The organism is Paraburkholderia sp. Cpub6, from assembly GCF_014201065.1.
Taxonomy (GTDB): domain Bacteria; phylum Pseudomonadota; class Gammaproteobacteria; order Burkholderiales; family Burkholderiaceae; genus Paraburkholderia; species Paraburkholderia tuberum.
In genome coordinates this window covers 39,972-52,529 of sequence record NZ_JACHDM010000002.1, presented here as the reverse complement: position 1 = coordinate 52,529, position 12,558 = coordinate 39,972, and the positions used below count along the sequence as shown (strand labels likewise).

Here is a 12,558-nt window from a genome sequence, read left to right as displayed (position 1 = left end):
CCCATGCTCGACAATCTGACTCAACGGATGGCGCGCGTCGTCAAGACGCTGCGCGGCGAAGCCCGGCTCACCGAGGCGAACACCCAGGAAATGCTGCGCGAGGTGCGTCTCGCACTGCTCGAGGCCGACGTGGCGCTGCCCGTCGTGCGCGAGTTCATCGCGAAGGTCAAGGAGAAGGCGCTCGGCGAGGAAGTGATCTCCAGCCTGTCGCCGGGTCAGGCGCTCGTCGGCGTCGTGCAGCGCGAACTGACCGCGGTGATCGGCGGCGATTACGAAGGCAAGGCCTCCGAGCTCAATCTCGCCGTCGCGCCGCCCGCGATCATCCTGATGGCGGGTCTGCAGGGCGCCGGCAAAACGACCACGGTCGGCAAGCTCGCCAAGCTGCTGCGCGAGAAGTACAAGAAGAAGGTGCTGACCGTTTCGTGCGACGTCTATCGTCCCGCCGCCATCGCGCAGCTGAAAACGGTGACCGAGCAGGTCGGCGCGGACTTCTTCCCGTCGGAGCTGAACCAGAAGCCGGTCGACATTGCCCGCGCCGCGCTCGACTGGGCCAAGCGCCACTATCACGACGTGCTGCTCGTCGACACGGCCGGCCGTCTCGGTATCGACGAGGTGATGATGAACGAAATCACCGCGCTGCACGCCGAGCTGAAGCCGGCGGAAACGCTGTTCGTCGTCGACGCGATGCTCGGCCAGGACGCGGTCAACACCGCGAAGGCGTTCAGCGACGCGCTGCCGCTCACCGGCGTCGTGCTCACCAAGCTCGACGGTGATTCGCGCGGTGGCGCGGCGCTCTCGGTGCGTCACGTGACGGGCAAGCCGGTCAAGTTCGTGGGTGTCGCCGAAAAACTCGACGGCCTCGAAGTGTTCCACCCGGACCGCATGGCGAGCCGGATTCTCGGCATGGGCGACATTCTCGCGCTGGTGGAGGAAGCGCAGCGCGGCGTCGACGTGCAGGCCGCGCAGAAGCTCGCCGACAAGGTCAAGAAAGGCGGCGACTTCGACCTCAACGATTTCCGCGCCCAGCTCACGCAAATGAAGGGCATGGGCGGCCTGTCGTCGCTGATGGACAAGCTGCCCGCGCAGTTCCAGCAAGCCGCGGCCGGCGCCGACATGAGTCAGGCCGAGAAGCAGATGCGCCGCATGGAAGGCATCATCAACTCGATGACGCCGGCCGAGCGCGCCAAGCCCGAACTGATCAAGGCGACCCGCAAGCGCCGCATCGCCGCGGGTGCGGGCGTGCAGGTGCAGGAAGTCAACCGCATGCTGAACCAGTACGAACAGATGCGCACGATGATGAAGAAGCTCAAGGGCGGCAACCTGCAGAAGATGATGCGCGGCATGAAGGGCATGATGCCCGGCATGCGCTAAGCTTGATGGGACCGGCGCGCGCTCGCGCCGAGTGCGGCGCGGCTGACTTCGGCATCGTGCGGGTTTATTCTGTAGCGCATTGCGCCGTCCCTCGCGGGAACGTCCCTCGGGACGTTGCCACTCACACTATGTATACAGTTACCGTCCGTCAGACGTCATGAACCGCGAAGAAGCCCTCCACATTTTTCAACACTCCGAAGAGATAGTTTCGGCCTCGGACGTCACTGCGTCGATCGCCCGCATGGCGGCTGCCATCCGCGACGAGATGAGCGAGGACTTCCCGCTCGTGCTGTCGGTGATGGGCGGCGCCGCGGTATTCACCGGCATGCTGCTGCCGCACCTCGATTTCCCGCTCGAGTTCGACTACATCCACCTGACGCGCTACCGCAATACGACGAAGGGCAGCAACGAGATGCAATGGCGCGTCGCGCCGGCGGAGTCGGTCAAGGATCGCGTGGTGCTCGTGCTCGACGACATCCTCGACGAAGGCGAGACGATGGCCGCAATCCGCGACCGCATCCTCGCGATGGGCGCGAAGCGCTTCCTGTCCGCGGTGCTGTGCGAGAAGATCATTCCGAAGGCGAAACCGCTGCGCCCCGATTACTGCGGCTTCGAAGTGCCGGACCGGTACGTGTTCGGCTGCGGGATGGATGCGAAGGGCTACTGGCGCAACCTGCCGACCATTCGGGCCTTGACCGAGGGAGCGTGAGCGGGGCATCCGCCCGCCCTGCCGGCGAAAAAAAAGCAGCCTGCCTGGCTGCTTTTTTATGGCTGCGACGGTGGCAATGCGCGCACCGGCTCGCGTTTCACAGCTTGTGCACGAAAGAGCGGATTCCACCGAGCATCATCTCGACTGAAATCGCGACGAGCACGAGCCCCATCAGCCGCTCGAACGCCGCCATCACACGTTCACCGAGCCACGCCTGAATGCGCTCGGCGAGCATCAGCACGATCGCACAGATGATCATCGTGACGGTCAGCGCGCCGACCCACTCGAACGTCTTGCCCGGCGCCTGCGAGGTCAGCAGCATGACCGTCGCCAACGCCGACGGACCCGCTAGCGCAGGAATCGCGAGCGGCACGATCAGCGGCTCGCCGCCGCGCGCGTCGCCGCCGAACGGACCGTCCGGATGCGGAAACACCATGCGCAGCGCAATCAGAAACAGCACAATGCCGCCGCCGATCCGCAACGACTGGTCGCTGAGGCTCATCATGCGCAGAAAGCTCTGCCCGAGCATCATGAACACCAGCAGGATCGCAAACGCGATCGCGACCTCGCGCAGGATCACGACCGTGCGACGCTCCGGCGACACACCGCGCAGACAGCTGACGAAGATCGGGATGTTGCCGAGCGGATCGGTGATCAGGATTAGCAGCACCGTCGCGGACAGGAAGGTGTACTCCACCGCCCGCTCCGCTTAGTTCGCCAGCGCCGCGCGCACTTTGCCGATCACGGTGTGCGCGGCATCCGCGACCGGCAGCAGCGTCGCTTCGGCCTCGCGACGGCCCTGATACTCGATCTTGCCGTCCTTCAGACCACGGTCGCCGATCACCAGTCGATGCGGCACGCCGATCAGTTCCCAGTCGGCGAACATCACGCCCGGCCGCTCGCCGCGATCGTCGAGGATCACGTCGATACCGGCCGCGACGAGTTCCGCGTACAGCTTGTCGGCCTGCTCACGCACCGCGTCGCTGCGGTCATAGCCCATCGGGCACAGCACGACTTCGAACGGCGCAATCGACTCCGGCCAGATGATGCCCTTGTCGTCGAAATTCTGTTCGATCGCGGCGCCGAGAATCCGCGTGACGCCGATGCCGTAGCAGCCCATTTCCATCGGCCGAGGCTTTCCGGTTTCGTCGAGACAGGCCGCGTTCATCGCTTCGGAATACTTGGTGCCGAGCTGGAACACGTGGCCCACTTCGATGCCGCGGCAGATGTCGAGCACGCCCCTGCCGTCCGGCGACGGATCGCCCTTCTTCACATTGCGGATGTCGGCGACGACCGGCTCCGGCAGGTCGCGGCCCCAGTTCACGCCGGTGGTGTGATAGTCGACGTCGTTCGAGCCGACCACGAAGTCGCTCATGTTCGCGACCGTGCGGTCCGCGATCACCTTGACCGGCTTCTTCGTGTTGATCGGACCGAGATAGCCCGGCGGTGTGCCGAACGTCTCGACGATCTCGGCTTCGGTCGCCATGCGGAAATTACCGAGGCCCGGGAGCTTGGCCGCCTTGATCTCGTTCAGATCATGATCGCCACGCAGCATCAGCAGCCAGATCGTCGGCTCGGCGCCTTCGTTCTCGGTGGCGAGCACGACCGACTTGATCGTGCGTTCGAGCGGAACGTTCAGCAGTTCGGCAACCGCCTCGCACTTCGCCTTGCCGGGCGTCGCGGTCTTCTTCATCTCTTCTGCCGGCGCCGCGCGCTCTGCGATCAGCGGTAGCGCTTCGGCCGCCTCGACGTTCGCGGCGAAATCGGAGGTCGGGCAATACGCGATGTCGTCTTCGCCGGTGTCGGCGATCACATGGAACTCATGCGAGCCGCTGCCGCCGATCGAGCCGTTGTCGGCCGCCACCGCGCGGAAGTCCAGACCGAGGCGCGTGAAGATGCGCACGTACGCGTCGTACATCTTGCGATACGACTCGCGCAGACCCTCCGCGTCCTTGTCGAACGAGTACGCGTCTTTCATGATGAACTCGCGGCCGCGCATCACGCCGAAACGCGGACGGATCTCGTCGCGGAACTTCGTCTGGATCTGATAGAAGTTGACCGGCAGTTGGCGATAGCTCTTGATCTGATTGCGCGCGATGTCGGTGACCACTTCCTCGTGCGTCGGGCCCATCACGAAATCGGCCTGCTTGCGGTCCTTGAAGCGCAGCAGCTCGGGACCGTACTTCTCCCAGCGCCCCGATTCCTGCCACAGTTCGGCTGGCTGCACGGCCGGCATCAACAGCTCGATGGCGCCCGCCCGGTTCATTTCCTCACGCACGATCGCTTCCACCTTGCGGATCGAACGCAGGCCGACCGGCAGGTAGTTATAGATACCGCCCGCGACGCGACGGATCATGCCCGCGCGCACCATGAGCTTGTGGCTGATGATTTCGGCGTCGGCGGGCGCTTCTTTGAGAGTGCCGATAAAGAAACGGGAAGCTTTCATTCAAGGTGTCCAAAAGCGGCGGCTTCCGGTAGGACCGCCAGAAAAGGGGAAAATGAGGGAAATCGACACAGATCCGCGGCGAAGCCGGCAGGGTTCGCCCGACCGGCGGCGCCCTGCCCCCGTGCGGCGCCGAAACCGCCGCGCAAAGCCTCTCTCACAAGGGATAGGCACGGAAAACCGACAGGCTACCGCAAACCCGGGCCTGTTGCGGCGAATCGCTCCATTCTGATGCGATTCGGTGCGTAGGGTCCGTTATCTGTTTATAATCAAAGCAATTTTAAAGGATTCGAAGGTGGTTGTATGCTGGATCGTGAAGGCTTTCGCCCGAACGTCGGCATCATCCTCTTGAACGCGCACAACGAGGTGTTTTGGGGCAAACGACTCCGTGAACATTCCTGGCAGTTTCCGCAAGGGGGCATCAAATATGGTGAGACCCCCGTGCAAGCGATGTATCGGGAGTTACACGAAGAGACCGGGCTGCTTCCTGAGCACGTCAAGGTGATCGGTCGCACGCGCGACTGGTTGCGTTATGAGGTGCCTGACAAGTTCATCAAGCGCGAAGTACGCGGTCATTACCGCGGCCAGAAACAAATCTGGTTTTTGCTCCGGATGGTAGGACGCGACTGCGACATCTGTTTGCGCGCCACCGACCACCCTGAGTTCGATGCGTGGCGTTGGAACGAGTATTGGGTGCCGCTCGACTGTGTGATCGAGTTCAAGCGGGATGTGTATCAGTTGGCGCTAACGGAGCTGTCCCGTTTCATGCGCCGGCCTGCGCCGCGTGCGGAAAAACCTGGCGGGCATCATGGGTCGCGTTATCCCCGAATAGCGTCGTCGATGCAAAGCCCGCCGGATTCCACGGTAAGCACGGTGGTCACCACCGTCACGACCGTAACTTCGGTCAGCGTCGAAACTTCGACGCACGTGCTGGTCGCGCCGGATTGCGGTCCCGGCTCACCGGATGCCAACATGAGATCGGAGGATGAGCGCGAAACGGCCGAAGCCGACGAGGCCGTCGCCCCGTTAGTCCGACGAGGCGTGCGCGATTAACCATTCCAGGCGGCGGCTCGCGCCGCCTCTCTCTGGCGCGGCTTTCGAGCCGCGTCTGTCTCTCGAGGGAATCAGATTGAAAGCACTTGCATTCGCCGTGGCGTGCGTCGCCACCGGCGCCCTGCTGGCAGGCTGTTCGAGCGCCGGCAAACCGACCAACAAAGACGACAGCGAGTTCACCTATCTGCTGGATCGCAAGAGCAACTGGGTTGAAAACAAGGTCGACACGTTGCCGCCGCTGCCCTCCGACGCGAACCTGCTGCCGTTCGAAGTCTCCGGCAATACGCCGCTGCAATTTGCGATCGACCCGAAGTCCGTCAGCGTCGGCAACGACGGCGTCGTGCGTTACACGGTGGTCGTCACGAGCCCGGGCGGTGCGCGCAACGTCAATTACGAGGGCATCCGTTGCGACACGTATGAATGGCGTCAGTATGCGGGCCTGAACGCCGATCACGACGGCTGGGACACGACGGTCGCAAACCCGTTTTCGCGGATAGAAAACGGCGCGCTGAATGCGTACCAGGCCGCGTTGTATCAGGACTATATGTGCGCAAACAAGATTCCGACCGGCAGCGCGCAGCACATCGTCGAGAACATTCGTTACAAGCGCACGCAGACGTCGCAGATTCATTGAGGCCGGTTGCGCGGCGCGCGCCCGACTCAGGCGCCGTTGCTTATCCGTGACGATTAAAAAGCCGTTCCAGCCTGCGCTGGAACGGCGTAATTGTTGGCTCTTCATACGCGCGATATGCGCGCCGCCGCGCAGATCAAAGCACCACGAGATTGTCGCGATGAATCAGTTCGGGCTCGAGCATATAGCCGAGCACTGACTCAATTTCGCCGCTCGGACGCCGCTGGATCAGTTTGGTTTCCGCGCTGCTGTAGTTCGTCAAACCACGTGCGACCTCGCGGCCTGACGCGCTCAGACACGCGATCACCTCGCCGCGCGCGAATGCACCCTGCACACCGACGATGCCGATCGGCAGCAAGCTCTTGCCGCCGGCGGTCAGTTTTTCGACCGCGCCGTCATCGATCACGACGTGGCCGCGCACCTGCAGGTGATCGGCCATCCATTGCTTGCGCGCCGCCATGCGCGCGGTGCGCGCGATCAGTTGGGTGCCGATCGCCTCGCCGGCCGCCAGTCTCACCAGCACGTCCGACTCGCGCCCACTCGCGATCACCGTATTGGCGCCGCTATGGGCCGCACGCTTCGCAGCGAGAATCTTGGTCAGCATGCCGCCGCGGCCGAGGCTCGAGCCCGCACCGCCCGCCATCGCCTCGAGCTCGGGCGCGCCGGCGTCGGCTTGCTGGACGAGTGTCGCGGTCGGGTCCTTGCGCGGATCTGCGGTGAAGAGGCCTTGCTGGTCCGTCAGAATGATCAGCGCGTCGCCCTCGATCAGATTGGCAACCAGCGCGCCGAGCGTGTCGTTGTCGCCGAACTTGATTTCGTCGGTGACGACCGTGTCGTTCTCGTTGATGATCGGTACAACTCCGAGCCCCAGCAGCGTGAGCAGCGTGGAGCGAGCGTTCAGATAGCGCTCGCGGTCAGCAAGGTCAGCGTGAGTAAGCAGGATCTGCGCAGTCTGGATGGAATGTTCGGCGAAGCGGCTTTCGTACACTTGCGCGAGACCCATCTGACCGACCGCTGCGGCCGCCTGCAGCTCATCGATTTCACGCGGCCGCTTCGTCCAGCCGAGCCGCTGCATGCCCTCGGCGATCGCGCCCGAGCTGACCAGCACGACTTCCTTGCCTTGCGCGCGCAGTGCTGCAATTTGCGCGGCCCAGCGGCCGATCGCCGCATGATCGAGGCCGCGCCCGTCGTTCGTGACGAGACTCGAACCGACTTTGACGACCAATCGCCGTGAATCTGCGATGACGGAACGCATTGTGCGCTGTCTCCCAAGATGACGCGTGATGCATACCGGCACCCGCCGCTGGCGCCGGCGCTCGAGTTGTTATTCCTGCGGATCGGTGCCGGCTTCGCGGGTCGCGGCCGATACTTGCGTCCCGTCGCGGAAACGCACGTCGGAGGCCAGGTCTTCGGCTTCGGCCGCGCGTTGCGCGTCGGAGTGCTCGGCGAGGTAGTCGAACACGGCGTAGCAAAGATTTTCACAGCCCTGGCCAGTCAGCGCCGAGATCTCGAACACCGGACCGTCCCAGCCGAAGCCTTCGAGGAACGCCGCCACGCGCGCTTCGCGATCTTCCTCAGGCACCATGTCCAGCTTGTTCAGCACAAGCCAGCGCGGCTTCTGATAAAGCTCTTCGTCGTACTTGCGCAGTTCGTTGACGATCGCCTTCGCTTCCGCGACTGGATCGATCGATTCATCGAACGGTGCGATGTCGACGATGTGCAGCAGCAGCCCGGTGCGCTGCAGGTGACGCAGGAATTGATGGCCTAGGCCGGCGCCTTCCGCCGCGCCTTCGATCAGCCCCGGAATGTCGGCAATCACGAAGCTGCGGCTCGGCCCGACGCGTACGACGCCGAGGTTCGGCGCGAGCGTGGTGAACGGGTAATCGGCGATTTTCGGCTTCGCGTTCGACACCGACGAGATAAACGTCGACTTGCCCGCATTCGGCATGCCGAGCAGACCGACGTCGGCCAGCACTTTCAGTTCGAGGCGGACCATGCGGCGCTCGCCCGGCTTGCCGTCGGTCTTCTGACGCGGCGCGCGGTTCGTGCTGGACTTGAAATGGAGGTTGCCGAGGCCGCCGGCTCCCCCTTGCGCGATTTGCACGCTCTGGTTGTGCTCGGTCAGATCGGCGATCAGCTCGCCGGTTTCCATGTCCGTGATGGTGGTGCCGACCGGCATGCGCAGCGTGATGTCATCACCGCCTTTGCCGTAGCAATCCGAGCCGCGGCCGTTTTCGCCGTTGCGCGCCAGATGTTTTTTCGCGTAGCGGTAATCGATCAGCGTGTTGATGTTGCGGTCAGCCACCGCGATCACGCTGCCGCCCCGGCCGCCGTCACCGCCATCGGGGCCGCCGAACGGGACGAACTTCTCGCGGCGCATCGACGCGCTGCCATCCCCTCCGTCGCCGGCGATGACTTCAATCCTCGCTTCGTCAATGAACTTCATGTGTTACTCCGTCCCGTGGTGTACTGCCCGATTCGATGCAGGGGTTGATACTGATTGGATGCTGCTATTTTGCCGCGCGCGCCGCGCGTTGATCAATCGACCGAACGGCATAGTCCGCCGATGAGGAGCGGTCGGCTGCGCGGCTTCGGCGCCAAGCTAAAGAGGCGCCGCAATAAAAAAAGCCCCGCGAACTTCGCGGGGCCTTTTTCCGGTCCTGAAGCCCGTGCCTGATTAAACTCAGGCTGCCGGGACGACGGAAACGGTGTGCTTCTTCGCCGCGCCCTTCGTCGAGAACTGGACGTGGCCGTCCTTCAGCGCGAACAGGGTGTGATCCTTGCCCATGCCGACGTTCTCGCCAGCGTGCATGCGCGTACCGCGCTGACGCACGATGATGCCACCAGCGTTGATAGCCTGGCCGCCGTAAACCTTAACGCCGAGGCGCTTCGATTCGGAGTCGCGGCCGTTTCGGGACGATCCGCCTGCCTTTTTGTGTGCCATTTGATTTGCTCCTTAACCGGTGCGCTTACGGGTTGATCGCGTCGATGCGCAGTTCGGTATAGTTCTGGCGGTGGCCGCCATGCTTCTGGTAGTGCTTCCGGCGACGCATCTTGAAGATCGTCACTTTGGCGTGACGACCTTGCGACACGACGGTAGCCTTGACGGAAGCCCCACTGACCAGCGGCGTACCGAACTTAATCGATTCGCCTTCGCCCACTGCGAGAACCTGGTCGAGCGTGATTTCAGCGTCAATGTCTGCCGGTATCTGTTCTACTTTAAGTTTTTCGCCGACGGCAACCTTGTACTGCTTGCCACCGGTTTTTATGACCGCGTACATTGAGAACCTCACTCTGTATTCATTTTTCCCACGCACCGCGCGCGGAAACTCTCAATTATACATAGAGTTAGCTGCTCGGTCAAAACCTGCTTACCAAACCGTCTACCGTCCGGCTTCGCCCTCCCTCGCAGGCGCTCGCAGATGGCAAACCTGTATCGCGCGGCGCCCCGCAGACGGCCCTGGCAGGCGCCCCGCGCGCCATGCGGACCGCATCCACGCCGCAGCCGACGACCCAGAAGCGCCCCGATCGCCTTATAATTCGCGGCACTACCCAATTCAGCCATCATGTCGTCGACTGCCACCACCTCCCCCAACGTCGCCAGCCTGCTTGCTCCGATCGCCGAAGACATGCAGCAGGTCAATCGCGTCATCCGGCAACGTCTTGCGTCGGACGTGATGCTGATCAATCAGATTTCCGAGTACATCATCAGCGCCGGCGGCAAGCGGCTGCGGCCCGCGCTGCTGTTGCTGGTGGCGGGCGCGCTGGGCGATACGACGGGGCACCGGTACGAGCTGGCAGCGGTCGTCGAATTCATCCACACGGCCACGCTGCTGCATGACGACGTGGTCGACGAGTCCGACCTGAGGCGCGGCCGCCAGACCGCCAATGCGCTGTTCGGCAACGCGGCGAGCGTGCTGGTCGGTGACTTTCTTTACTCACGGTCGTTCCAGATGATGGTCGGCGTGGGCAAGATGCGCGTGATGGAAATTCTGTCGGAGGCGACCAACATCATCTCTGAAGGCGAAGTGCTGCAGCTGTTGAACATGCACGATGCCGACGTCGACGAAGCCCGTTACATGCAGGTGATCCGCTACAAGACCGCAAAGTTGTTCGAGGCGGCCGCCCAGCTCGGCGCGGTGCTGGCCGGCGCGGACGCGAAAACCGAAGCCGCCGCCGCCGAGTACGGTCGTCGCATCGGCACCGCCTTCCAGATCATGGACGACTGGCTCGACTACACGGGGACGGCCGAGTCGATGGGCAAGAACGCCGGCGACGATCTGCGCGAAGGCAAACCGACGCTTCCGCTCATCTATCTGATCGAACGCGGCACGCCCGAGCAGTCGGCGCTCGCGCGCGAAGCCATCGAGCAAGGTGGCACCGACCGTTTCGATACGATTTTCGACGCGATCACGCGCTCAGGCGCGCTGGATCACACGCTCGAGTGCGCGAAACAGGAGGCGCAGGCAGCCGCGGCAGCAATTTCGTCATTTCCCCATTCCATTTTCAAGGAGAGCCTGCTAGAATTATGCTCTTACTCGACGGCAAGACAGTCTTGAACGAGACTGGTACACCGAATTAGTCTGAATCGAGTCGGCAGTACCCAATCGGGGTGTAGCTTAGCCTGGTAGAGCGCTACGTTCGGGACGTAGAGGCCGGAGGTTCGAATCCTCTCACCCCGACCAGATTCTCCTTGTTAGCTCAAGGTTCAAAACCGCCGCAGCGTTGCTGGGCGGTTTTTTGTTTTGCGCGGCGCTTTTTTCGTTGCTCTCGTGCTGCCCTTCGCCGCTTTCTTTCCTCCGACTCGCCAGGCGCAGCGCGTACGTTGCCACGTTGTCGTCCTAGCGGCGTCAGCCGTCGTCCACACCGGAGCGCGCGGCCCCCTCTGCTATATTCTCTCCATCCTTTCCCTTATTTTTCACGACGCGTGGAACAACTTCCCTTATGGGCGCAGATCGGCGCCGTCCTTCTGCTGCTTGTCTGCTCCGCCTTCTTTTCCATTTCCGAGACAGCGATGATGGCGCTCAATCGTCATCGCCTCAAACATCTCGCCAGCAAGAACACGCTCGGCGCAAAGACGACTCAGGGCCTGCTCGCAAAAACCGATCAGCTGCTCGGCGTGATCCTCATCGGCAACAACCTGTTCAACACGATCATTCCGGTACTCACGACATCGCTCGCGCTGCATACGTTCGGCCGCAATAGCCTCGTGCTGTCGATCGCGACCGGTATCGTCGCGTTCCTCATTATCGTGTTCGCGGAGATCACACCGAAGATCGTCGGCGCGACGTTTCCCGAGAAAATCGCGCTGCCCGCGAGCCTGCTGATCGCGCCGTTGATGCGCGTCGCGAGACCACTGATCTGGTTTGTCAACCTGTTCGCGACCGGCATCCTGCGTGTGCTGCATATCAACACGAAGGGCGCACGCGACCAGCGGCTGTCCACGGAAGAACTGCGCACCATCGTGCTCGAGTCGGGAAGCTTCATGCCCACCAAGCACCGCAGCATCCTGCTGAACCTGTTCGACCTCGAAAACATCTCCGTCGATGACGTGATGATCCCGCGTCGCCGTATCGAGGCCCTCGACTTCGATGCCCCGTTCGAACAGATCCTGCATCAACTGGAGACCTGCTATCACAACAAGCTGATCGTCTACCAGGGCGACATCGACCGCGTGCTCGGTGTGCTGCACGTGCGCAAGACGCTCTCAGCGCTGCACAACCAGGAGCTCGAGCGCGATACCTTGCGCGAGCTGCTCGCCGAGCCGTACTTCGTGCCAAGCGGCACGCCGGTGTTCCAGCAGCTGCAATACTTTCAGGAGAGCCGGCAACGCATCGCGCTCGTCGTCAACGAATACGGCGAACTGCAAGGCCTCGTCACACCGGAAGACATCATCGAGGAACTGATCGGCGAATTCACCACGTCGATTCCGCGCAGCGCCAGCTCACGCGGCGGCTGGAACGAGGCGGGCGAATGCATCGTCGCGGGAAGCATGCCGTTGCGCGAGCTGAACCGCTGGCTGCAACTCGGGCTGCCCACCGATGGCCCCAAAACGCTGAACGGCCTGATTCTCGAAATCCTCGAAGACATCCCCGACGGCGACGTCTGCGTGCGCATCGGAGACACCAAGCTCGAAGTGATGCGCAGCGACGATCAGGCGATCCGCACCGTCAAGCTTTTCAAACCGCCGTCGCGCACGAAGGCCGGTAAAGCAAGGTCAGCCTGAACTTCGCGCCGCCGCACGCTGATTTACGGTCAGCATCGCACAGGCTCGCGAAACGCGCCATTAGCCGAATGGCCGAATGGCATTCAGACGCCCGCAACCGGAAGATGAAGCCGTCATGTTCTAAA

At 62.9% G+C, this 12,558-nt stretch carries 12 protein-coding genes and 1 tRNA gene; 7 read left to right on the top strand and 6 right to left on the bottom strand.

Annotated features, from left to right (window positions below):
• Positions 1-3 precede the first annotated feature (3 nt).
• Together ffh and HDG33_RS04980 are read left to right on the top strand one after the other, a co-directional pair.
• Positions 4-1,371 carry a signal recognition particle protein gene (gene ffh / locus HDG33_RS04985; protein ID WP_090801921.1) on the top strand — a complete coding sequence of 456 codons (1,368 nt, stop codon included), beginning with the start codon at positions 4-6 and terminating at the stop codon, positions 1,369-1,371.
• 157 nt (positions 1,372-1,528) lie between these two features.
• Entirely contained in the window at positions 1,529-2,080 is a 552-nt protein-coding gene (locus HDG33_RS04980; RefSeq protein ID WP_008923084.1) for a hypoxanthine-guanine phosphoribosyltransferase, read from the top strand.
• Between the two features lie 97 nt (positions 2,081-2,177).
• On the opposite strand, the gene HDG33_RS04975 is transcribed toward HDG33_RS04980, so the two are convergent.
• Positions 2,178-2,777, bottom strand: coding sequence for a MarC family protein (locus tag HDG33_RS04975; RefSeq protein ID WP_018421862.1), 600 nt, complete (start codon positions 2,775-2,777; stop codon positions 2,178-2,180).
• Positions 2,778-2,789: 12 nt separating this feature from the next.
• The gene (locus HDG33_RS04970; protein ID WP_184022884.1) at positions 2,790-4,526 is read right to left on the bottom strand and encodes a proline--tRNA ligase; all 1,737 of its coding nucleotides are present in this window, start codon (positions 4,524-4,526) and stop codon (positions 2,790-2,792) included.
• Between the two features lie 300 nt (positions 4,527-4,826).
• On the opposite strand from HDG33_RS04970, the gene HDG33_RS04965 reads away from it, so the two are divergent.
• Both HDG33_RS04965 and HDG33_RS04960 read left to right on the top strand, forming a co-directional pair.
• Entirely contained in the window at positions 4,827-5,576 is a 750-nt protein-coding gene (locus HDG33_RS04965; protein ID WP_090801927.1) for an RNA pyrophosphohydrolase, read from the top strand.
• Between the two features lie 76 nt (positions 5,577-5,652).
• Complete coding sequence (locus tag HDG33_RS04960; RefSeq protein ID WP_184022883.1) at positions 5,653-6,210, top strand: CNP1-like family protein; 558 nt, start codon at positions 5,653-5,655, stop codon at positions 6,208-6,210.
• Positions 6,211-6,343: 133 nt separating this feature from the next.
• Here HDG33_RS04960 and proB read toward each other — a convergent pair whose 3' ends face one another.
• The 4 genes from proB to rplU all read right to left on the bottom strand — a co-directional run bounded on the left by proB (position 6,344) and on the right by rplU (position 9,488).
• The gene (gene proB / locus HDG33_RS04955; protein WP_184022882.1) at positions 6,344-7,462 is read right to left on the bottom strand and encodes a glutamate 5-kinase; all 1,119 of its coding nucleotides are present in this window, start codon (positions 7,460-7,462) and stop codon (positions 6,344-6,346) included.
• Positions 7,463-7,531: 69 nt separating this feature from the next.
• Entirely contained in the window at positions 7,532-8,653 is a 1,122-nt protein-coding gene (gene cgtA / locus HDG33_RS04950) for an Obg family GTPase CgtA (protein WP_184022881.1), read from the bottom strand.
• Positions 8,654-8,890: 237 nt separating this feature from the next.
• Positions 8,891-9,151 carry a 50S ribosomal protein L27 gene (gene rpmA / locus HDG33_RS04945; protein WP_008923994.1) on the bottom strand — a complete coding sequence of 87 codons (261 nt, stop codon included), beginning with the start codon at positions 9,149-9,151 and terminating at the stop codon, positions 8,891-8,893.
• A 25-nt stretch (positions 9,152-9,176) separates the two neighbouring features.
• On the bottom strand, positions 9,177-9,488 hold the full coding sequence (gene rplU / locus HDG33_RS04940; protein WP_184022880.1) for a 50S ribosomal protein L21: 312 nt from the start codon (positions 9,486-9,488) through the stop codon (positions 9,177-9,179).
• Between the two features lie 285 nt (positions 9,489-9,773).
• On the opposite strand from rplU, the gene HDG33_RS04935 reads away from it, so the two are divergent.
• From HDG33_RS04935 to HDG33_RS04925, 3 genes are all read left to right on the top strand, one after another.
• On the top strand, positions 9,774-10,766 hold the full coding sequence (locus tag HDG33_RS04935; protein WP_184022879.1) for a polyprenyl synthetase family protein: 993 nt from the start codon (positions 9,774-9,776) through the stop codon (positions 10,764-10,766).
• 49 nt (positions 10,767-10,815) lie between these two features.
• Positions 10,816-10,892 (top strand) — tRNA-Pro (locus HDG33_RS04930).
• A gap of 242 nt (positions 10,893-11,134) precedes the next feature.
• On the top strand, positions 11,135-12,433 hold the full coding sequence (locus HDG33_RS04925; protein ID WP_184022878.1) for an HlyC/CorC family transporter: 1,299 nt from the start codon (positions 11,135-11,137) through the stop codon (positions 12,431-12,433).
• Positions 12,434-12,558 lie beyond the last annotated feature (125 nt).